The organism is Coprococcus phoceensis (assembly GCF_900104635.1).
Classification (GTDB): Bacteria; Bacillota; Clostridia; order Lachnospirales; family Lachnospiraceae; genus Faecalimonas; species Faecalimonas phoceensis.
The window spans coordinates 2,317,409-2,339,306 of sequence record NZ_FNWC01000007.1 but is presented as its reverse complement, the minus strand read 5'-3'; the positions used below and the strand labels follow the sequence as shown (position 1 = coordinate 2,339,306).

The following is a 21,898-nucleotide window of genomic DNA, read 5'->3' as shown; positions in this document are numbered from 1 at the left end:
ATTTATCGATAGTGTAAAAAAAACTGGAATTTGTCGAATCATGGGAATATAATCAATGGATAAAATTATTCTAGGAGGTATTTATGATGTTAGATTGTTTAAAAGGTATCAATTTTAAGAAAACAGGTATTTTTGCAGCAGGTGTGTTATTTGGGACAGCAGGAATCAAGCTATTATCAAGCAAAGATGCAAAGAAACTTTATACAAATGGAACGGCAGCGGTGCTTAGAGCAAAAGAATGTGTCATGAAGACTGCAACTACTATTCAGGAGAATGCAGAAGACATCTACGAAGAGGCAAAAGCAATCAATGAAGAAAGAGCAGTAAAAGAAGAGCAGGAGTTTGAAGAGACACAGACAGAAGAAATTACGGAAGAAGCTGTGGAAGAGACAGTGGCAGAATAGAGGCGACAGCAAGTGAGATTTATCATAAAACATGAGATGAAAGGCAGAATGCGAATTCATCTTCTGCAAAACAGAATGACTTATGAGCAGGCAGATATTTTGCTGTATTTTTTAACCAACATGAAAACGGTTTCATCAGCGAAAGTGTATGAGCGCACGCAGGATGCTGTCATTCGCTATACCGGTGACCGAGAGGTCATTATAGAAGAAATGAAGAGATTTTCTTATGAAAAGACGGAGGTGCCGGCGGGACTTTTAGAAAATTCCGGCAGGGCGTTAAACGCTGCTTATCAGGAAAAGTTAATCAATAAAGTTTTGTTCCGGTATGCAAGAAAATGGTTTCTTCCATATCCGGTAAATGCCCTTTATACGGCGGCAATATCGTTAAAGTATATTTATAAGGGTTTAAAGGTGTTGTGTAAAGGAAAGATTGAAGTTCCGGTTCTTGACGCAACAGCGATTGGGGTTTCCATTTTACGAAATGATATTGATACGGCAGGTTCGGTCATGTTCCTGCTGGGAATCGGAGAAATTTTAGAAGAATGGACACATAAAAAATCAGTGGATGATCTTGCGAGAACAATGTCGTTGAATGTGGGGAAAGTATGGCTTAAACAGGGGGAACAAGACATTCTTGTTCCGGTGTCTGATATTCAGGCAGGAGATCAGGTTGTTGTACATATGGGAAATGTCATTCCGTTTGACGGCACAGTGGCAGATGGTGAGGCGATGGTCAATCAGGCGTCTCTTACCGGAGAATCTCTACCGGTAAGAAAAGTACAAGGAAGTTCTGCGTATGCAGGAACCGTGGTGGAAGAAGGCGAAGTGACGATTACGGTCAAAGCAGTGGGCGGCTCCAGCCGATTTGAAAAAATAGTCACAATGATCGAGGAGTCGGAGAAGCTGAAATCTGCATTGGAAGGCAAGGCGGAGCATCTGGCGGATAAACTTGTGCCGTATACACTTGCGGGCACAGCGCTGACCTATCTTTTGACACGTAATATCACGAAAGCACTGTCCATATTGATGGTCGATTTTTCCTGTGCATTAAAGCTTGCGATGCCGATTTCTGTCCTTTCAGCGATTCGAGAAGCAGGCGTGCATAATATTACAGTAAAAGGCGGTAAGTTTTTAGAGGCAGCGGCAGAGGCGGATACGATTGTGTTCGACAAGACAGGAACACTCACAAAAGCAAAGCCTACTGTAGTGGATGTCGTTTCGTTCAATGGAGAAGATCCGGATGAACTACTTCGGATTGCAGCATGCATGGAAGAACATTTTCCGCATTCTATGGCAAAAGCAGTCGTGAACGCTGCCAAGAAGAAAAAATTGGATCATGAGGAAATGCATTCGAAAGTGGAATACATGGTTGCACACGGAATTTCCACGATGATCAATGAGAAAAAGGCAATTATCGGAAGCTATCATTTTGTCTTTGAGGATGAAAAATGTATGATCCCAGAGGGGAAAGAAGCGCTTTTTGCATCACTTCCGGTGGAATACTCTCATCTGTATCTTGCGATTGAAAAAGAATTGGCAGCAGTCATCTGCATTGAAGACCCTCTCCGAGAGGAGGCGGCAGATGTCATTGAAATACTGCGAGAATCAGGCATTTCAAAGATCGTGATGATGACAGGGGACAGCGAGCACACTGCGGCAGCGATTGCAAGAAGAGTCGGTGTAGATGAATATTATTCAGAAGTACTTCCGGAAGATAAGGCTGATTTTGTGGAAAAAGAAAAGGCAAAAGGCAGAAAAGTCATCATGATCGGAGATGGCATCAACGACTCACCGGCGCTTTCGGCTGCTGATGTAGGAGTCGCAATCAGTGACGGAGCAGAGCTTGCAAGAGAAATTGCGGACATTATGATTGGTGCAGAAAACTTATATGAACTTGTAATATTAAAGCAGTTGAGCGATGGACTGATGAAACGAATCAAAAGAAATTACCGATTTATTGTTACTTTTAATGCAGGACTGATTTTACTTGGGGTGAGTGGAATCTTACAGCCGACTACGTCAGCATTGTTCCATAATATGTCAACACTTGGAATCAGCCTGAAGAGTATGCAGGATTTGCTGTAGTCACATACCAGGAGGCGAAAAGATATGAAAAAACATAGATTTTGGGCATGGGCAATGATAGGATGCCTTTTTATGACACTGTACACAGGATATAAACACAAATAGTGGTGCAAGGGGGCTGTCGGTTAATCAATGTCAATAAGTTAAGATAATCTTGAAAGAGTGGGTAATACAAAAATGTATGCTCACTCTTTTTTTGTAATAAAATAGAAAAAACGCTTGACAAATCTTCAAAAATTTGCGGCGAAGCCACTTGAATATATTTTTTATTTAAGGAGGTTCCCGTATGTTTTATGACTCACCTACTATGTTAAAACAGAATCTGCTTCGCACAATCTCGAATATGCAGGAAGTATCTCAACTGTTTGTAAAGCAGCCCGAAAAAGACTTTTCTAGGAAACGGAAGATTTCTTTTGCAGACACGATCCGTTTTCTTTTGTCTATGAATGGAAACACGGTTCCAAAAGAATGGATGGATTATTGGGATTTTTATCCTGATATGCCCTCTGTTTCTGCCTTTTCACAGCAACGACAAAAGCTGCTCCCTGATGCAATGGATTTTCTATTCCATACTTTTACGGATTCCTTCTCAACTCTGAGTACTTACCGGGGATTTCGTTTAATTGCCTGTGACGGTTCAGACCTTGCCATCGCCTGCAATCCGAAAGACAAAGAGACCCATAGACGGCATAATTCTATCGAGCGAGGTGAAAAGGGGTATAACCAACTTCATTTAAATGCACTGTATGATCTGAAAAACCGCATTTATATAGATGCTGTCATACAACCCGGCCGTCATCCAAACGAGGCACAGGCGCTTATTGAAATGCTGAAACGCTCTAAGGTGCAGGAGCCGGTTCTGCTGATTGCAGACAGAGGATATGAAAGTTATAACATCATGGCTAACGCACAGGAAAAAGGGTGGAAATTTCTGATCCGTGCAAAAGATCTGGGAAGCCGCGGTATTCTTACACATTTACCGATACCGGAAGATGGAACTTTTGATTGTACTTTGTCCTTAATCCTTACCAGGAAGCAAACAAAAGAAATAAAAAGCCAGCCCCATAAATATCGCTTCCTCACAAACAAAACTGTATGTGATTTTCTGGATCCAATCGAAAATCCCTTTTATACACTTCATTTTCGTGTCTTACGGTTTCCGATTACAGAAAGTACGATGGAATGTATCATTACGAATCTAGAGGAAGAAGATTTTCCAATGAAAGAAATCAAAAAACTGTATGAATGGAGATGGGGAATTGAGCGTTCTTTTCGAGAATTGAAATATACGATTGGATTAACGAATTTCCATGCAAAAAAGGTGGAGTATATCTTGCAGGAAATTTTTGCCCGACTGATCATCTACAACTTTTGTGAAAGGATTATCACAAAGATCGTAATCCAACAGAAAAACAGGAAGTATATTTATCAGGCCAACTTCACTGTTGCGGTGCTGATATGCCGGGAATTTTTTTCGGGCAGGGTTCCTCCACCAAATTTAGAAGCACTTATTCAAAAGAATATCCTGCCTGTAAGAGAAGGGCGTAAGGCTCCTCGGAAAATCCGTCCTAACTCAGCAGTGAGCTTCTTATATAGAATAGCATAGAAAGAATAAAAAAATATATATAATCTTACAGCCCATGGGACTGTTTTATTTGCTATGCGCAAAAATAGCCAAAAGCAGAAATATCTGCTCTTAGCTATTTGATCATTCATAATGAAGTTGTTGGGACAATCCTTAACTTATTGACATTGATTTCCCGACAGCCCCTTCTACTCATTTACTCGTTACAAGTATCGTTTTTCATGCTACCAGCATTCATCGAAATAACCCTGTTAAAGCTACGGTTTTCAGAATAATCACCATGAGAAGCTACTATAATGTAAGCGCAAAATAGTATTCTTTTCATAGGCAGTGGTCTCTTTCTGTATTGGCTTGCCTAAGTCGTATAACTTCAAAAGCCTATATCTTGGAATTTATTGGAAATGATAGACGAATTGAAAAACAGTAACTTATTAACTATAGCTGAGCTACGCTCAGTTTAAAGCGGAACAGCACTCCGTTCTATTGGAACGTATGTGCAGTTCTTGCAGAATATGCATTCTTATCGGAAACACTTTGTTTCTGATAGGTTCATTATAACTTATATATATAATTTCAATAGTGTTTTGAGCAAAAGAAATGAGGTGTCGTTTTTTACTAACACCTCAATTTTCTTAACTTATTCAGTTTTGTTTCATTTCTTAAATCGTATACTTTCACAAATCATAACCATTGGATAACTAACTATTACTTTTCCTCAATTTCCACCATTTGTTCCTCAGACTCTATGTTTACAAGCGAAAAGGATAAATACCCTGCTGCATCGATAAACAATTCAATTTTCTGCTTTCGAAGTAAAAGTATATTTTTAGTCAATACATGAAGAATACCTTTATCAATGTTTCTTACCTCATCTCCAAACGAAGCAACGATCTCCGACACAGCTTGAATAAATACATCCTTTTGTTTATCTGGAAAGTTATCAACTCTACTTAATAAATCATCCCACATCAAATACATTCTCTGTTTAGAAACACTATCTTTCTTTGATGCTTCTAATGACATGTAATCAATCACATCTTTAGTAACAGACATTAAGCAACCTTCATCCAGTAAAGATTGCAAGTACCCAATTAATCTCGAATCATCCATTTGCTGTCTAACCAACCAATCTGAAACTGAAATAACATTTAGATTGACTAACTCATTTTGTGACAAAGATGCTAATATTGCTTCAATTATTACCAAAGAATACTCTTCATTATGTTGAACAAATGCTATAGCATCATAATCACAAATCCCGAATAATTCCTTGCTATCAAATTCCCCAAAAAACTCTCCGGATAAATCCTGATCACTCTTGACGGTAGGTATAGCTTCACAATACTTTTTAAAACCTCCGGCTTCTTTTAGCCAATAATCTTTACCGGCCTCATCTACTTGATTAATAAAAAGCTTCTCGTCCATAACCCCTAAAAAAGCTACAGTATCTCTATTATATTCTTTAATGACCTCTGCAACATCTGAATCAGCTTGTACCAATGTGGATTCCATAATGGTTCCGCCAGATTCACCTATTTTATCTGCCGGATATCCCGTTTTATACAAAGCAACTAACGCCGAAAAGGAAATTACATATTTCTCTGCTGGTTTAGATGCATGAATCATCTGCCTAACAAAATAGTCATGAGATGAAAGAATCACATCTACAAACTGAAAATATGTAAGACGTGTAAATCTTTTATACGTATACAGTGGTAACGGAACATCTTGAATGTTATTATACTGTTCAAGCCAATCAACTGACTGTCTTTCATCAGGGATGATTTGAGAAATCATTTCTGTAAAAGCAGAAGAATCCATTTTTCCATTCTGTACTGGAATAGATAGTTCCTTAGCAAATCCATTCTGAGTCATTTTCGCTGTACATGTTCTAAATAAGTAACAATCTAACGGCACTATGTCTGTAATTACATATAAATCATTATCTATAGTAATTTGATTACCGGTATGCTTTCTTAAAAAGCCTAGCCTAGCAGCATCATCAATATGCATATGATAATCATTATTCCAAACATATGGAGATGTTGGGAGAATACAATCCTTATATACACATAACCAACGTTGACTACCATTATTTTTTTTACAGCATGCCGCAGTATCGGCCTCGATTCCTGTTATTGTTATTACTTCATTACTGTGTATGGATGTCGAAATTGCTATATATTGTCCAAACGCAGGATTATAGCTTTCTCCGGACATTAAAATAGCACGTATATTTTCACTCTTCGCTCTTGATATGTCGCCCTCATTCAAATAGCAGGCAGCCGCAAGCATATGTAGTCGTGATGTATCTGTCTTTATTGCTGCATTTAATACCTCTTTACTGACTTTTCGCTTGTTCATCAGTGATAATGTTATCAATGAATCTATAACCAATTCATCGGTGCTATTATCTTCAAACGCTGCTCTATACCACTTCAAAGCTTCTACATCATTCTTTTTACCTTGAAGGATAATCGCTTTATATTTTTTTATTCTAAAACCTTTTTCACCTATTTTTTCATGTTTTTTCACATACAATTCAGCAAGATCATATTCATGAAAATTGAGTAAACGCTCAATTATAAGATAAGCTGAATGGTTAAACAAGCATGTCATTTTACCATCACGACACGCTTCAACAAACGCCTTCTGATTTTCCTCTAAATCTGACAAATTCAACAGTTCATTCCAATATTCATATACATTACTTAATCCATCGCTATGTTTTTTTAATTGAAATTCACGTTCATCATTGAGCCCCAAAACCTTCAACGCACCTTGATACATGAAAAACAGCGACCAATCTTTTTCAAAGATTTCCTCATGTTCCCTACAAAAGTCTATTATTTCCTTTTCGTTTTTACTTGATACAAAATAATTGTTTAGCAACCAATATGCTTCATTTCATACCGAATAACCGTAAATCTCATTTAACCCTACTTCCCTTTTCTCAATTTTTATGGCATAAACATAATCAGAAAGGGGACGTTCCTGCATCAAATCCTTGGGAACATACTTTTCTGCTACGTCAATTTTATCCATTAACAAATATGCTTTTACTAACACAGCATAGTAAAAGTTTCGTTTTTTTTTGCATAATCCGTCATAGATCTCCTTATACTGCAGTATTTGAGTTATTACAGTGGTTAATTCTTGCGAATTATCATCTGCATTATCGCTTATTAAATCCTCTATCCTCTTATCCGCTATTAAGATATCCGTGAACCGAGTTCCCTTTCCTTTTCCTACCTCTTCCATGGCAAAATGAATATTTCTTATCGGCTTCTCATATAAAGATAAAATGACAATCAACTTTATTAGTCTTTCTTCCTCATAGACCAACTTTTTATTGAGCGTAAAATTGTGAATTTCAAGACCGCCATCAAGAGTAATCTCTTCTGAAAAGATTCTTTCATTATTGCCACTTATCAAACTATCTACAATATTCCGCAGTGATTCCACAGTTGTGGCTTCCATCAGTCCATCTATAGCTTCGTCTCTAAACAGAAGTAAAGGAAGCACTGTTCTAACTGCGTTATCCCTAATTCTCGCATCAGAAATATCAGCTATTCTTTTGACCGCGTCTGCACATCTCTCTGAACGTAGGATTTGAGACAAACAGTCGTAGAAAACCGACAAATCATCAGATTTATCTTTTACCGCAATTGCAAGATCACCAAATTCCTGAATCCGTCCTTCGTACAGCTCCTTCGATAACAAATCGGCTATCAATGCCGCTTTTGTATTGCTAAGTTTTCCTCCCTCTTTTATTGCATTAAGAATTTCTCTATGCTCTTTGCAATCTTCTTTATGATTAGCATTTACTGCTTCTTCTAATTCCGCAAATTGATTCAGGCATATAGACACCATATGTCGCTGTTCAACAGACAGACTATTACGATAATAAGTACCTACCCTATCCATTATTAAGTGATATAAGTCTTTTATCACACGCTCTTCACTGTTTGCAAACATAACACCTTCTGCGACTGCTATTTCTCTCGCTTTTTTAATCTCATCTCTAAGGAATTCTTTATTTCCCTTTTCAAGTTTGGTTGCAATCGACCGCTCGATTACCTTGTTCAAAAAATCTGTATTACGAATGAAGTAATCAAAAGCACTCGAATCAATATACATGCTCTCATTTTTCTCGCAAAACTTACTAATATCTTTTCTAAGCATCTTGAGAAAACGTTTCAAGTGATACCTGTCTAGCCGCTTCTTTATGACGGAAGTAGTAATATCATATATTAAGTTCTCCAACATAGTCGACAATAATTCTGTCATAACCTCTTCAGATCCTTTCTCTCTCCAATACCCTAAATACTGCATCCCCCGGAGAATTGTATAATATAATCTAGAATGTCACAAACGTACCATCCATGTAAAACAACACACTTCTAGTCACTTGTTCTTTTTGATAATTTACTATTTTTTCCAGTTGATGTAAGCTCATAACTTAATGTTATGAGTTTCTGAATCTCATCCCTCGACACCGATCCATCCAGAAGGATACTAATCCAATTTTCTTTATTCATATGATAAGCCGGAAAATATCCTGTCCTATTTCTCAAAGAACCAACTAATGCCGGATCACATTTTATATTCACAACATCTGTCATTCTTTCATCAGATAATCCCAATTTTTTTGTATTCACTTCCAAAATGACAGCATACCATTTTTGATTCTCTGAATGACGCAATACTGCATTCCAATCCTTCCACGGATAATCTGGCTTCGTTCCATAGACTTCTTTTACCCAGCAAAACAATTCATTTCGTTCCAATTCTGCATCTCTCCTGCTACATTTATTTACCTGTAATAATAATCCATATCAATATTATAAAATTCTGAAAAGCACTGCACAATAATTTTTTATTATTTTTCTATCTTACCTTGTATTTTATATTCCCGCAAATTCTATAAGTGAGAGGGTTTGAATCTTCAAGAGCAAGATCCACTCATGTTAAACAGTATAGCCTTTTCAGGCATCTGTTTATCTTCTGAGTTTTATCTTGATGGGGATTTCGTTTTCCCCATACCCTCGATATCAGACGTATTCTACGTCAACCGGCTTCCACCAAATGGTGTACGCATCAATAATTCAAATATCGGAAGGGACAGCCGATATTCATTAGTGGCATCACTATGTGATGAAAAATCAATGCGAAAGGAGGAATATGAACGCAAGTAAAAAACAATCAGAGCTGCTTCATCCACATTTTGTGGCTGTACGATTATCGGATATTGAAATAGAACTTTTAGATCAGAACGCTTCCATTTTGGGTGTCTCCCGGTCAGAGTATCTTCGCAAACTTTTAATAGAAAAAGAAATTTGTAATCGTATAGAAATTGTTGCAGATATAAAAATACTTCGCAAGCTAGTCAGCGAATATGGCAAGATTGGTTCTAACCTGAATCAGATTGCCCGGTATTTTAACAGTGGCGGAGACCGTTCTCGTGCTGTCGAAGAAGAAATCCATCAATGTATTTCCGCTCTTTTTCTCCTGAGAAAAAAAGTGTTGAGAATGGCAGGTGAAACAAATGGCAATCTTAAAACATATTAAAAGCCGAAATGCAAATTACACAGATGCAATTGATTATCTGCTCTTTCAGCACGGTGAAAACACAGGGAAAAAGATCAGGGATGAGTTAGGCAGAAGTATTCTTAGAGAACACTATTATATGGACGGCATCAACTGTGATCCCATGTCTTTTGATAAGGAATGTGAAATAACAAATTCAAAATTCCATAAAAATAAAAAAAGTTCCGATATCAAAAGCCATCACTACATCATCAGTTTTGATCCTGCCGATGTAACAGAATGCGGGCTGACCGGGAAAAAGACACAATCCTTATGTTTGGAACTTGCCAGAAAAATATTTCCCGGATACCAGGCCCTTGTGGCACGCACACGGATGGACACAATCAATCCGGAAATATTCATACACACATCGTAATAAACAGTGTCCGGAAATATTCCGCTGACCGGGAACCTTATATGACGCAACCTCATGATCATGAAGCAGGATATAAACACCGTTCCACCGACAAGTTTTTGGAACATTTCAAAAAAGAAGTTATGGATATGTGTCTTCAGGAAGGCCTGCATCAGATCGATCTGCTGTCACCGGCAGAGAAAAAGATCACACAGAAAGAATATATGGCTCAGCAGTCCGGACAGGAAAAACTGGAAAAGACAAATAAGAAAATTCTCGCAGATGGACTGGAGCCATCGTCATCCGTTTTCCAAACGCAAAAGCAGGAATTACGGACTGCCATCAAAGCCTGTGCTGCACAATCCAAAAACTTTGAAGAGTTTCAAGTCAGGCTTTTGGACGAATACCATATTTCTGTGATTGAACAAAGAGGCCGATACAGTTACCTCCATCCAGATCGTGATAAAAGGATTACGGAACGTTCTCTTGGAACCCGTTATGGGAAAGAACGACTGGAACAGATCTTTTTACATAAGGATCCTTTCCTGATTTTCCGTATCCAATCTCATCTACGGCTGGTTGTAGATCGCCAGACAAATGTAAAAGCAATGCAAAGTCAGGCTTATGCTCATCGAATAAAGATTACCAATCTGCAACAGATGGCAAATACGATCATCTATATTCAGGAACATGGATATAACTCGCAGCAAGATCTGAAAAAACAACTTTCCCAAATGACCAACGAACTTGAAAAAACGGAAAATCTGCTCAAACAATATACAGCAGAATTAGAAACCGTAAACCTTCAGATCCGCTATACCGGACAATACTTTGCCCACAAAGAGCTTTATTCCCAATTTTTAAAAAGCAAGAATAAAGGAAAATTCCGTAAAGAGCATTCTACAGACATTCAGGCATATGAAGATGCAAGAGACTGGCTGAAATCATTTTATCCGGATGGAAAAATGCATTCCATGAATATTATGAAATCTCAGAAAAAAATATTGTTGGACAAGATACAGTCTCAAAAAATCTCCGTTCAATTTTTAAAGGAAAAGCAAAAAGAACTGGAAACTGCAGATAAAAACGTAGATGCAATTCTTCAGATGCAGGTTCCAAAAGTACAATCCTGCATGATGGAATCGGTCATAGAAAGATCCAGATACCAAAACTGTACGATATAATCCCAGGTACTCTTAGGAAGGGAAAAAGGGTCGGGATAAAATTTAAGAAACTCGGATACGAAAGTATCCTGATAGGCGGAGTGTCCGCCGATATTAACAGGTAACATAAAAATCGCCTCCAGTCGATTGAAATAAACTATAATCAATCGGCTTCGCCGCAAATTTTTGACGATTTGTCAAGCGTTTTTGTAAAAAAAGTGGGTGATTTTTTGAAACAGGGGTCTGGAAGCCTTGTAAAATCAGGGCTGAAGATTCCGAGAAGTTATGCATTAGTAAAGGAGGAACAGGCCTATGGATCACATTGAAACAGAAATCTTAAACTGCATTGCCATCCGGGAAGCAGAGCAACATATGGTCTTTACTGCAAGACTGACGCAGCATGGACATACCATTCGTGACATGAAAGACCTGTTAAAACTCTATCAGAAATCATTCAGTAATGAAACGCTGAAAAACATTGCACCCCTTCCGCATCCTACGGTACAGAAATTTACTGTATTCACGGTTGCTGTAGTAGGTGCCAGCAGACGTTTTCTGACACAGATAACCAGACACTAAAATGAAGTAAAATATATGAGCGCTTCTTTACAGTACAGTAATTATTCCGGAAAGGCAATGTTCGCAGTGCCATATGAAATTTTAATAGCAGGAAAAGAAATCAAAGATTTGTATATGAAAAGCTGCCAGTCTGATCTGAGTTGTTATGAACAGCTCTGTAACACAGGAATCAGCCATGATGCTGCCGCATATGCTACTCCCCAGGGATTAAGGAATGTTTTAGTCATCAGTGCAACTCCTTATCAGTGGAAGCATATGATCGGACAGCGCACCTGCAGGAGAAATACAGATGAGACCAGAATCGTCATGTTAAATATCTGGCAAAAACTTTACGAACTCAGTCCTGCTTTATTTGCTCCAAATCTTACCAGTCCATTTTGTCAAAAGGGAGCTTGTAGAGAAGGCAAAATGTCCTGTGGACATCCGATCCCATCCTTATGGTTTCCGATCGATATTTTAAAAGTAGATTATCCGATTCTTTCAGAAAGGGGAACGCTCTCATGAAAATAAAATTGATTGATTTTGGATTGAAAAAAGATCATTTTCCATTCCGTCCACATGCCAAGGATGCCGGCGCTGATGCTTTCATGCCTTATGATCATACATTAAATCCCGGTGAAATTATTCGGATACCCCTTGGATTTGGGCTTATCATTTCGGACGGATTTGCAGGATATGTGTTTCCGCGAAGTAGCATGGCAGCCAAAGGCCTGGTATGCGAACTTCTGCCAATCGCTTCCGGATATCGCGGAGAAATCCATGCCATTATCAGCAACGTAGGAACAGAACCACAAATACTGCGCAAAGATAGCCGCATAGGCCAATTAATCATTACCCCTATCCTAATTGCAGATTTTGTTTCAGAACTTGGAGAAACTAGAAATAAAGATTCCTTTGGAAGTACTGGTCAATAGCGAAAATATCAAAACCGGTGTCTTTTTTATCACTTGACACCGGTTCACTTCATTAGCAAATGAAACGATAAAAATACTATGATTATATTTGGAAAGAAATATCCAAATGATATAAGTATAATTCCATGTAATCGTTTTTATAACCGTTCTATAGTCAACGATTGAAATGCTGCTATATTACCTTAAGCTCACCAGTTAGCCACTACAAATTGGAAGATTTTGCAAATTATCAAATAGTAAATAAACTTATTCCTTATTTTTCTTGTATTCTCAATCGGTTCGCGCAATATTGTCCAACTTTTTTTGTATTTATCATTATTTATTCATTTATAATATACTATTCTGTTAAATATATAGTTTTTTTAACATTTATACCAAAAATTGTCCATCAATACATTGATATTTTAGGAATAAAATTATATACTATTTATAAATAAGAATTGCAATTCTATCTGTAAAACATGAAAATAATAATATTTAAGCCTACAAATAAAAAGTCATGGCTAAATTGATGAACATTGAAAACTTTATACAGGTTGAAAATCAGGCAGCAAAATAAAACTTTCACACTTATGCCGGTTAAGGAAACTGCTATACAGCTGTTCAAATTCTAGAAATAATAAAAAGATATCCTTTTACACAATACCATATAATCTGCAAAATTACGGTTATGTAAACGTAAAAAGGCATATTTTAGACTCGTTTCCCATCGAAAAACTGTTAAATAGGATTATCCTGAGGCATTGTTTCACTCAAAACATCCATTTTTTCATAAAATCTAGATTCATCTATATCAATATATTATAATCATAGCTTTTATGGATGAAACGCTCCCCCCCCCTAATTGCAGCCATTAATTGCTAATCAAACAAAGGAATCTTTCATCATATAACAATAGGGTGTGGGGAAAGTTTTAAAGCAGTTTTATTCATGAGTGCGTGTACTGACAGACTCCACGATTGCAGAATATTTATTGAGTTTGATTACAGCTTAATTGGTAATGGGTGTTTACTGCTATCCTTTTGAAATACGAAAATTTGATTAATGGATATGTACTAGATTTATTCATTGCCTATTCAAGCTCCTGTGGTGTGATAAGAATACGCTTACGACAATTCAACCTGCATAAAACGAACGCTGCAAATGAAGAGTTGGTTATTAGTCTTTTTTTACAGGCATGAAGTTCAAGAAAGAAAGCCGACATACCTATTACTCTATCATTATACAGCTCAAGCAACAAGATGGGAATTTTCTTATTGGCTGCAAGAAATATTAACCATCAATATATTGTAGAAAGGAGCATTTATGAGGGAAAAAACAAAAAAATTATCAAGCATTCTTTTATGTTTAGTATTTTGCTTTTCTTTTTCTACAGCTGTATATGCCGCATCATATATATATTATGATGGAGGTTTGAAAAGTGCAACTGTAGATGTAGAAAATCGACTTTCAAATTCTAGTGTTTACAAGAATAGTGTAAGTGCTTGGAATAGCACAAATACACCAGTAAATATTAAAACTGTACCTGGATCTGGCCATAGTTATGTTATTGATGGTGTCTACAATGATACTTGGTATGGTCTATATACTCCCAAAAATCGTCAATGGATTATTTCAGGACGTGCTGGTAAGTTTACTATTGAATTAAATCGAAAAGAATTAGTAAGCGAATCAGATAATTTTTGGCAAAGTGTTTTGGTTCATGAATTAGGTCATGCTTTCTGTTTAGATGATAATCCATCTAGTGGTAATTCTTCAATCATGAATTATGATAGGAATAGAAACACTCTGATTAAACCTACAAGTAATGATATTGCGGGTGTCAATAGTGCTTATTAATGGATTTAAGGAGGTGAGTTTATGAAAAAAATATATAATAAAAAAATCATAATCTGTTGTACTATATTTTGTTTAGCACTTACCTTTGGAATTGTAGGGCATTTTGCATCGTCCCCAAAAGTTCTTGAAGCAGACTATCCATATTATCCAGAAGTTAGTAATATCACAGAAGCTGCTGATGTAATTGTTGTAGGCAAAGTTCTTGAAGCAGAAGATGTACAAAACCTTAATATAAATACTGATCCTCAAACTCGAAATAGTACAGATTCTATACCATATACCATTTCTAAAATTGAGGTAACTAATGTAATTAAGGGAAATGTTGAAATTGGTGATATTTTAGAAGTGAAACAATTAGGAGACTTCGAAAACATGCCAGAAGCATTTTTAGCCGAAACCGATGGGTATTTTAACACAAATGATTCCGAATTGCTATTTTTAGCATCATTTGAAGGTACTCCATACTCTCCACTAAACCCAACGCAAGGAGCTGTGAAAGTTTTGGAGGATCAAACATTATACTCTGCAAGTAAATATTCTTTATTTGGATATGAAGCAAAAACTCGTTCTACTCCTCAAACTTTGGATGATGCAATAGCTGAAATTTCTAAATACGTTCAATAATAAAAAAATCAGGCGGCTGTCGGGAAATAGATAGTTCCAAACAGGGGCAGCTTTGACTCGCATGAGTCAAAGCTGCCCCTGAAATTTTTCCGTAAAAAGAGAAAAAGATGGCTAACGACAACCATCTCTTCTCCGTTACATGTTATAATGTAACTATGCAAAAACAAGATTATTATAACGAATTTTTTGAATTAGGGCAACAGAAAATTAACTTTAGTTTCTTTGAATTGAGTTTACCTGATGACGATCCAGTCTATACCCTGAAAAAAGTGATGGAGGAGTTAGATTTTTCTGGCTTGTTAGCCAATTGTTCAGATAAGGGAAGAATCGGGTACAATCCAATTATGATGTATGCTGTAGTTACTTACGCAAATATGCGTGGGGTAAGAGCTGTTGACCGTATCGTAGAATTATGTGAAAGAGACCTTGCTTTTATCTGGCTTACCAAAGGCCAAAAACCGAAAAGGGATGCTTTTTATGAATTTAAAAACAAAAAACTAACCGCTGATGTATTGGATGAACTGAACTATCAGTTTCTTCGTCGTCTGCAAAAAGAAGGATTCATCACGTTAAAATCTCTATTTATTGATGGAACAAAAATTGAAGCCAATGCAAACCGCTATACGTTTGTATGGAGAGGAACACTGAACTACCACCTTGCAGGATTATTAGATACCGTTGATTCGGTATATCAAAAGTATAATGCTCTGATTGACGAAAATGAATATGGCATCAAATATGACCTTCCCCATGCTCATATGTTTGTGATAGAAGGAATGGAAAAAGTAAGAGATGTCATTGAAAAGAACCGGACAAGGAAACTGACAAAACATAAAAAGTTATCAAATAATACAATCATCGAAATTGACAACTGTTCTCCGCTGGAGATTCTGAAACTTCAGAAAAATCTAATGCAGATCGCAGAGCAGGAACACATTACGTTTGTTTATGGAAAAGGAAAGAGAAAATCGGAAATCCAGCAGCTATATGAGGAACTGGAAAGCTGCGGTGAACGTCTCATGGGATATAAAGAGTGTTTTGAAATCATGGGAAAGGATCGGAACAGTTATTCCAAAACAGATTTAGAGGCCACCTTTATGCGGATGAAAGAGGACCATATGAAGAACGGACAGTTAAAGGCCGCATATAATGTCCAGATTGCAGTAGAGAATTATTTCATTGTCCAGACTTATGTAAGCAATGACCGGACAGATTATAATACATTGATTCCTGTGTTAGAAAAGCACAAAAATGCGTTTGGAGAAATTTTGGAGGAAGTAACTGCCGACAGCGGTTATTGTAGTGAAAAGAATCTTCTGTACTTAAAGAAACATAAAATCTCCAGTTATATCAAGCTGCAGAATCATGAAAAACGGAAAACACGTGCATACACGGAAGAGATTGGAAAGTATTACAACATGAAAACGCAGATATTTGAGGATGAACTTTATTATATCTGCCATGATGGAAGAGAACTTCATCATATCAGGACAGAGAAAAAAGAACAGGCTGGTTATACACAAAACCTTTGAGGTGTATGGATGTTCCGATTGCAGCGGCTGCAGACATAAAGAAAAATGTCTCTATAAATATGATGCCGAAAAAGATGCAGAGAAAAATAAGGTCATGAAGATCAATGAACAATGGGAAGCTTTAAAGGAAGAATCCCATGCGAACATCCAGAGTGAGAAGGGAATATTAAACCGTCAGATCCGTTCTATTCAGACAGAAGGACATTTCGGAGATATCAAAGAAAATGATAACTTTCGAAGATTCAACTGCCGAACAGCAGAGAAGGTTTATAAAGAATTCATGCTGTATGCGATTGGAAGAAATATCAATAAATATCATCGTTTTCTTCATGAAGAGATCAAAAAATTTGAAGGAAAAACTAAGGAAAAGACTGCTTAGAAAAAGAGTGTTTTCGAAAATGCAGTTGAGGGGTTTTTGCGTGTATTTGCAGAGAAACTCCCGGATAAATGGAATAGCCAGATTGGAGAAAATGGATGTGAGCTATCAGGCGGAGAATGCCAGTGAATGAGAATTTGATTCACCTGCATTGTTACGTTTGATTCAAGATAAAACGGTTCTTGTAATTGTTCAAGAGTATTCATGTTTTTACGTTCTGCCGATAGTGGTTTAAAGCATAGAACAGCCACCATTGCGGAAGGCTGTTCTCTTTGTATTTATGAGTTACAGAATCGATTAAAGTGTTCGATAGAATATTTACAACACTTCATCTAAATCTTTTTGCATTCGCAATCCTTCATGAATCAAACAACCGAAAATGATAATTAGAATTCCCAGTGTTAGATTTATACCATCGATCAGAACAAAACTTCCATAGCTAAAAATCTCAATTCCAGAAGAATGATAACCTGGAAGACGCGGAAACAAAACGGAAGATGCCAGGAACAGCCAACCAATCATCTGAACACAGAGGCCCAACGATTTGTATAATGCCGACTGTGGAAATAAGTCCGGTCATGAATAGCGCAAGGAATAAAAGAATACGCATGCGTGTTGAAAATGTTTTCGAATGTTTATAAGAAATATTTGTATCAAAATCATTTGGTTTCATCTTTCGGTTCTCCTCCCTGTGTTTTGTCATCTTTTATAAATTCCAATATGCCACCGGGCTGGCAGTCTAATACGTCACAAATCGCATTGAGTGTAGAGAAGCGTATTGCACTGATCTTCCCGGTTTTTATTTTTGAAAGATTTAAAATTCTTGACATGAAATAAAAGTTAGCATATACTAATCCATGTATTTTAAATGAAAATGCTTATCAATATCAAAAATGGAGAACGAAATGGTGGACATAAATAAGAAGAGAGAAAAGGAAAAGAAAACGCTACGTGTGATGATTGGGGTGTATTGTCGCGGAAAACACAAGCACAAGGGAGAACTCTGTCCGGAATGTCAGAAACTGTTGGACTATGCGTTGCTCCGAACGGAAAAATGTCCGTTCATGGAGACAAAGACATTTTGCAGTGCCTGCAAAGTGCATTGTTATTCAAAAGAGATGCAGGAAAAGATCAAAGAAGTTATGAAGTATGCAGGACCGAGAATGTTGTTTTATCATCCGCTTCAGGCGCTGGATCATATGTGGGTGACAATGAAAGGAAAAATGAAAAAGAGATAGGAGAAGAAAAATGAATAAGAAGAAAATTATTGATAAGTTGTTGATTGTTTCGATTGTAGTGATGGCGGTCAGCGGTTTTTTGATAAGACCGACAGGAGAGATGATGGCAGTCATTGTTATGCATAAGCTTTCGGCGGTTATTTTTTGCGTATTGGGGATAGCCCATGCTGTGCAATATAAGACTAAGAAAAGGAGGGGAAAGCAATATGTTTCATAAGAGGTTGATCAAAGAATTTAGAGAAAATCAGAAAAACATTTGGGGGATGGTTCTTACACAGTGGGTCATGCTCATTGCAAATGTTGTGCTGATGCTCCAGACAGCTACATTTATAGCTGGAATGGTTCGTGGAGAAAATCTGCAAAACCAAAGTATCAGGCTGCTTGTGACGTTGGCAGTTGTTGGGGTTGTACGAAGCTTGATGTCGCTGCTCAACAGCAAGCTGTCATTTGAGGCATCGAAGCAGGTGAAAGCGAGACTTCGAACGATGGTGTATGAGAAAATGATGCGGCTTGGGAGCAGTTATAAAGAATATTTTCAGACATCTGAGGTGGTGCAGATCACCACGGAAGGTGTGGAACAGTTGGAAATTTATTTTGGAAAATACATGCCACAGTTTTTCTACAGCATGCTTGCACCGGTCACACTATTTGTCATTGTAGGAACGATGAGCCTGAAAGTGGCGGTCGTGCTTTTAATCTGTGTTCCGTTGATTCCGCTTTCAATTGTAGCAGTTCAGAAATTTGCGAAAAAGATGCTTGCAAAATATTGGGGAACATACACGGAGATGGGAGATTCCTTTTTGGAGTGCCTTCAGGGACTTACGACATTGAAAATTTATCAGGCAGATGAGCGTTATGCAAAAAGAATGGATGAGGAAGCGGAAAAATTTCGTAAAGTAACGATGCGCGTGCTCATCATGCAGTTAAATTCCATCAGTATTATGGATTTGGTAGCCTACGGTGGGGCAGCAGTCGGTATCATCTTGAGTATTTTAGAGTATCAAAAAGGTGTAATCGGACTGGCGCAATGTTTCTTCATTATTATGATCTCAGCCGAGTTTTTCCTGCCGCTTCGTTTGCTTGGTTCCTTCTTCCACATTGCGATGAATGGAAATGCTGCAGCGGATAAGATTTTCCGGTTGGTAGATTTGGAAGAAGATCAAGGAGAAAAATCTGCCCAAATGGAAGGAGAATCTGATGAGATTGCGTTTTCAAATGTAAGTTTTTCCTATGAGGCAAAGAAAAAGGTGCTGGAAGGTATCAGCTTCCGGGCAGGTCATGGATTGACTGCATTGGTCGGGGAATCCGGTTGCGGAAAGAGTACCACTACGCTGCTTTTAATGGGAGACAGAAGGGCAGATGAGGGACAGATTTTTATCGGAGATATGCCAATTGACAAAATGGACTTGAAAGCACTTCGAAGAAAGATTACCCGTATCCGACATGACAGTTATCTGTTTGCAGGAACAATTCGGGAAAACCTTCTCATGGGAAAAGAAGATGCGACAGAAACACAGATGAAAGAGGCGCTTCGCGAGGTGAATCTGTCGGATTTTGTGGAAAAAAGCGGAGGGCTGGATTTTGTTCTCCTTGAGAAAGCGTCTAATCTTTCGGGCGGGCAGAAGCAAAGGCTGTCTCTTGCAAGGGCGCTTTTGCATGACACGCCAATCTACATATTTGATGAGGCAACTTCTAATGTAGATGTGGAAAGTGAAAATGATATTATGGCGGTCGTGAGAAAACTGGCAAAAACAAAAACAGTTCTTTTGATCTCACACAGACTTGCGAATGTTGTGTCTGCGGATCAGATATATGTACTAAAAGACGGAATGATTGTGGAAAAAGGACAGCACGAAGTGCTTTGCAAAGAAGATGGATACTATCACAGATTATTCAGACAGCAGAGCGCATTGGAGCAATTTGGAAAGGGGGCGGTTGCCAATGAATAAAAACAGAAATGGATTTCAGGTGATGCTTGGTCTGATTGGTATGATCAAACCCCTTCTCGGAGTGATGTGTATTGCGATCATCATGGGATGTATCGGAAATTTGATGGCGATTTTTATTACGATTCTCGGAGGAGCGGCAATTGGAAATCTGCTTGGAGAAGTGACTAGCATTTCCATGAAAATGATATTCGTGCTGCTTGTTGTATTTGCGGTATTGCGAGGAGTACTTCGCTATGCGGAACAGGCAAGCAACCATTATATTGCATTTAAATTACTTGCCAGAATCCGTCATCAGATATTTGCCTCTTTGAGAAAATTGGCTCCGGCAAAGCTGGATGGCAAAGAAAAGGGGAATCTGATTTCGATTATCACAAGCGATATTGAACTTTTGGAAGTGTTCTATGCACACACGATTTCACCGATTGCAATTGCGGCGATCACGTCGCTTGTGATGGTTGTATTTATCGGACAGTTCCATGTGGGACTGGGAGTATTGGCGGCGGTGTTCTATCTGCTTGTCGGAGTGGTTGTTCCGGTGGTGAACAGTAAAGCAGGACAGAAACACGGGCAAAAATACCGCAGTATTTATGGAAAATTAAATACAACTGTTTTGGATAATCTGTATGGATTAGACGAAATTTTACAGTATGAAAAGCAGAAAGAACGTCAGGAAAAAATGGATGCGTTCACGGAGCATCTGGAGCAGGTGAATGCAACTTTGAAAAAACAGGAGGCAGTACAGAGAATCAGTACAGATACGGTTATTCTTGTCGCAGGAGTGTGCATGACATTATATAGCGGTCTTTTGGCATCGAACGGGGTGATCATCACCGGAAATGCAATTATCTGTATCATCGCCATGATGAGTTCATTTGGACCGACAGCGGCATTGTCCGCACTTTCAAACAACCTGAACCAGACGCTTGCAAGTGGAAATCGTGTATTGAACCTGCTTGCCGAGGAACCGGTTGTGATGGATGTGGAAAGTAATGTGGGAGTTCCGGATGAAGATATTCGTATTTCAAATGTGACGTTCACATACCCGGAAGACAAAAAAGAAGAGAAACCAATTTTGAAAAATTTCTCATTGGATATCCGCAAAAATACGATTCATGGTATTCTCGGAAGAAGCGGATGTGGAAAATCAACGTTGTTAAAGCTGCTTATGCGGTTTTATGAGACAGATTCCGGCAGTGTCAGCTATGGAACGCGCAACGTAAACGAGATTGACACAGGGCATTTGCGAAATCATATTTCCTATGTGACGCAGGAAACCTTCTTGTTCCAGGACACAATTGAAAATAATATCAAGGTGACGAAGGCGGATGCGACAAGAGAAGAGGTGATTGAGGCTGCGAAAAAGGCAGCAATTCATGATTTTATCGATTCCCTGCCACAGGGGTATGATACAAAGCTTGGGGAACTCGGAGATTCGGTATCGGGAGGAGAACGCCAGAGAATCGGAATTGCGAGGGCATTTCTTCATGATGCCAAGACTATTCTGCTGGATGAGCCTACAAGCAATATTGACAGCCTGAATGAAGGAATTATCTTGAAAAGCTTGTTGGAAGAGCGGAAAGATAAGACAATTGTACTTGTGTCTCATCGCAAATCGACAATGTCGATTGTGGACGAAGTGACACAGATGTAAAAAAGATTGCGCAGT

Annotated in this window: 15 protein-coding genes and 4 pseudogenes; 14 read left to right on the top strand and 5 right to left on the bottom strand. The window is 38.1% G+C overall.

What is annotated here, in order from left to right:
- Window positions 1-86: 86 nt before the first annotated feature.
- The 3 genes from BQ5364_RS14670 to BQ5364_RS14660 all read left to right on the top strand — a co-directional run bounded on the left by BQ5364_RS14670 (window position 87) and on the right by BQ5364_RS14660 (window position 4,095).
- Complete coding sequence (locus BQ5364_RS14670; RefSeq protein WP_044987274.1) at window positions 87-404, top strand: DUF6110 family protein; 318 nt, start codon at window positions 87-89, stop codon at window positions 402-404.
- Window positions 405-452: 48 nt separating this feature from the next.
- Window positions 453-2,489, top strand: a complete 2,037-nt coding sequence (locus BQ5364_RS14665) for a heavy metal translocating P-type ATPase (RefSeq protein ID WP_044987410.1) — start codon at window positions 453-455, stop codon at window positions 2,487-2,489.
- A 286-nt stretch (window positions 2,490-2,775) separates the two neighbouring features.
- Window positions 2,776-4,095 carry an IS4 family transposase gene (locus tag BQ5364_RS14660; RefSeq protein WP_071144538.1) on the top strand — a complete coding sequence of 440 codons (1,320 nt, stop codon included), beginning with the start codon at window positions 2,776-2,778 and terminating at the stop codon, window positions 4,093-4,095.
- A gap of 684 nt (window positions 4,096-4,779) precedes the next feature.
- Here BQ5364_RS14660 and BQ5364_RS14655 read toward each other — a convergent pair.
- The 3 genes from BQ5364_RS14655 to BQ5364_RS14645 all read right to left on the bottom strand — a co-directional run bounded on the left by BQ5364_RS14655 (window position 4,780) and on the right by BQ5364_RS14645 (window position 8,864).
- Complete coding sequence (locus BQ5364_RS14655) at window positions 4,780-6,864, bottom strand: hypothetical protein (protein WP_136017833.1); 2,085 nt, start codon at window positions 6,862-6,864, stop codon at window positions 4,780-4,782.
- Window positions 6,865-6,981: 117 nt separating this feature from the next.
- On the bottom strand, window positions 6,982-8,364 hold the full coding sequence (locus tag BQ5364_RS14650; RefSeq protein ID WP_071144536.1) for a hypothetical protein: 1,383 nt from the start codon (window positions 8,362-8,364) through the stop codon (window positions 6,982-6,984).
- A gap of 113 nt (window positions 8,365-8,477) precedes the next feature.
- On the bottom strand, window positions 8,478-8,864 hold the full coding sequence (locus BQ5364_RS14645) for an MmcQ/YjbR family DNA-binding protein (RefSeq protein WP_022249850.1): 387 nt from the start codon (window positions 8,862-8,864) through the stop codon (window positions 8,478-8,480).
- A gap of 394 nt (window positions 8,865-9,258) precedes the next feature.
- Here BQ5364_RS14645 and BQ5364_RS14640 point away from each other — a divergent pair, with 394 nt between their 5' ends.
- The 7 genes and pseudogenes from BQ5364_RS14640 (at window position 9,259) to BQ5364_RS14610 (ending at window position 17,048) form a co-directional block, all read left to right on the top strand.
- Complete coding sequence (locus BQ5364_RS14640) at window positions 9,259-9,645, top strand: plasmid mobilization protein (protein ID WP_022249849.1); 387 nt, start codon at window positions 9,259-9,261, stop codon at window positions 9,643-9,645.
- Window positions 9,623-11,202: pseudogene (locus tag BQ5364_RS14635) on the top strand (relaxase/mobilization nuclease domain-containing protein). The gene BQ5364_RS14640 and the pseudogene BQ5364_RS14635 overlap by 23 nt, the downstream one beginning before the upstream one ends.
- Window positions 11,203-11,493: 291 nt before the next feature.
- Window positions 11,494-12,264, top strand: a pseudogene (locus BQ5364_RS14630) (FAD-dependent thymidylate synthase).
- Entirely contained in the window at window positions 12,261-12,674 is a 414-nt protein-coding gene (locus BQ5364_RS14625; protein ID WP_022249845.1) for a dUTP diphosphatase, read from the top strand. Before BQ5364_RS14630 ends, BQ5364_RS14625 begins: the two are co-directional and overlap by 4 nt.
- A 1,305-nt stretch (window positions 12,675-13,979) precedes the next feature.
- The gene (locus BQ5364_RS14620; RefSeq protein WP_004612870.1) at window positions 13,980-14,513 is read left to right on the top strand and encodes a zinc metalloprotease; all 534 of its coding nucleotides are present in this window, start codon (window positions 13,980-13,982) and stop codon (window positions 14,511-14,513) included.
- 21 nt (window positions 14,514-14,534) lie between these two features.
- Window positions 14,535-15,137 (top strand): hypothetical protein, encoded by a 603-nt coding sequence (locus tag BQ5364_RS14615; RefSeq protein WP_004612869.1) that lies wholly within the window; start codon window positions 14,535-14,537, stop codon window positions 15,135-15,137.
- A 155-nt stretch (window positions 15,138-15,292) separates the two neighbouring features.
- Window positions 15,293-17,048 (top strand): annotated as a pseudogene (locus BQ5364_RS14610) (IS1182 family transposase).
- 445 nt (window positions 17,049-17,493) lie between these two features.
- On the opposite strand, the gene BQ5364_RS14605 reads toward BQ5364_RS14610, so the two are convergent.
- Together BQ5364_RS14605 and BQ5364_RS17525 are read right to left on the bottom strand one after the other, a co-directional pair.
- The gene (locus BQ5364_RS14605; protein WP_022251049.1) at window positions 17,494-17,718 is read right to left on the bottom strand and encodes a hypothetical protein; all 225 of its coding nucleotides are present in this window, start codon (window positions 17,716-17,718) and stop codon (window positions 17,494-17,496) included.
- Window positions 17,705-17,863 (bottom strand): annotated as a pseudogene (locus tag BQ5364_RS17525) (helix-turn-helix domain-containing protein); the annotation flags it as partial. The gene BQ5364_RS14605 and the pseudogene BQ5364_RS17525, both read right to left, overlap by 14 nt.
- A 75-nt stretch (window positions 17,864-17,938) precedes the next feature.
- Between BQ5364_RS17525 and BQ5364_RS14600 the strand changes: the two are divergent.
- The 4 genes from BQ5364_RS14600 to BQ5364_RS14585 are packed head-to-tail and all read left to right on the top strand — an operon-like array spanning window position 17,939 to window position 21,883.
- Complete coding sequence (locus BQ5364_RS14600) at window positions 17,939-18,283, top strand: nitrous oxide-stimulated promoter family protein (protein ID WP_004612863.1); 345 nt, start codon at window positions 17,939-17,941, stop codon at window positions 18,281-18,283.
- A gap of 10 nt (window positions 18,284-18,293) precedes the next feature.
- Window positions 18,294-18,500 carry a hypothetical protein gene (locus BQ5364_RS14595; RefSeq protein ID WP_004612862.1) on the top strand — a complete coding sequence of 69 codons (207 nt, stop codon included), beginning with the start codon at window positions 18,294-18,296 and terminating at the stop codon, window positions 18,498-18,500.
- Entirely contained in the window at window positions 18,490-20,232 is a 1,743-nt protein-coding gene (locus tag BQ5364_RS14590) for an ABC transporter ATP-binding protein/permease (protein WP_071144535.1), read from the top strand. The genes BQ5364_RS14595 and BQ5364_RS14590 overlap by 11 nt, the downstream gene beginning before the upstream one ends.
- Window positions 20,225-21,883: an amino acid ABC transporter ATP-binding/permease protein gene (locus BQ5364_RS14585; RefSeq protein WP_071144534.1), complete on the top strand. Its 1,659-nt coding sequence runs from the start codon at window positions 20,225-20,227 to the stop codon at window positions 21,881-21,883. The genes BQ5364_RS14590 and BQ5364_RS14585 overlap by 8 nt, the downstream gene beginning before the upstream one ends.
- The last annotated feature ends 15 nt before the right edge of the window (window positions 21,884-21,898 follow it).

What these genes read in the sequence shown, in the direction of transcription:
- BQ5364_RS14670 (WP_044987274.1), top strand. Translation starts at nt 87, where the DNA reads ATGTTAGATTGTTTAAAAGGTATCAATTTTAAGAAAACAGGTATTTTT.
- BQ5364_RS14665 (WP_044987410.1), top strand. Translation starts at nt 453, where the DNA reads ATGCGAATTCATCTTCTGCAAAACAGAATGACTTATGAGCAGGCAGAT.
- BQ5364_RS14660 (WP_071144538.1), top strand. Translation starts at nt 2,776, where the DNA reads ATGTTTTATGACTCACCTACTATGTTAAAACAGAATCTGCTTCGCACA.
- BQ5364_RS14655 (WP_136017833.1), bottom strand. Translation starts at nt 6,864, where the DNA reads ATGTATCAAGGTGCGTTGAAGGTTTTGGGGCTCAATGATGAACGTGAA.
- BQ5364_RS14650 (WP_071144536.1), bottom strand. Translation starts at nt 8,364, where the DNA reads ATGACAGAATTATTGTCGACTATGTTGGAGAACTTAATATATGATATT.
- BQ5364_RS14640 (WP_022249849.1), top strand. Translation starts at nt 9,259, where the DNA reads ATGAACGCAAGTAAAAAACAATCAGAGCTGCTTCATCCACATTTTGTG.
- BQ5364_RS14625 (WP_022249845.1), top strand. Translation starts at nt 12,261, where the DNA reads ATGAAAATAAAATTGATTGATTTTGGATTGAAAAAAGATCATTTTCCA.
- BQ5364_RS14620 (WP_004612870.1), top strand. Translation starts at nt 13,980, where the DNA reads ATGAGGGAAAAAACAAAAAAATTATCAAGCATTCTTTTATGTTTAGTA.
- BQ5364_RS14615 (WP_004612869.1), top strand. Translation starts at nt 14,535, where the DNA reads ATGAAAAAAATATATAATAAAAAAATCATAATCTGTTGTACTATATTT.
- BQ5364_RS14605 (WP_022251049.1), bottom strand. Translation starts at nt 17,718, where the DNA reads ATGAAACCAAATGATTTTGATACAAATATTTCTTATAAACATTCGAAA.
- BQ5364_RS14600 (WP_004612863.1), top strand. Translation starts at nt 17,939, where the DNA reads ATGGAGAACGAAATGGTGGACATAAATAAGAAGAGAGAAAAGGAAAAG.
- BQ5364_RS14595 (WP_004612862.1), top strand. Translation starts at nt 18,294, where the DNA reads ATGAATAAGAAGAAAATTATTGATAAGTTGTTGATTGTTTCGATTGTA.
- BQ5364_RS14590 (WP_071144535.1), top strand. Translation starts at nt 18,490, where the DNA reads ATGTTTCATAAGAGGTTGATCAAAGAATTTAGAGAAAATCAGAAAAAC.
- BQ5364_RS14585 (WP_071144534.1), top strand. Translation starts at nt 20,225, where the DNA reads ATGAATAAAAACAGAAATGGATTTCAGGTGATGCTTGGTCTGATTGGT.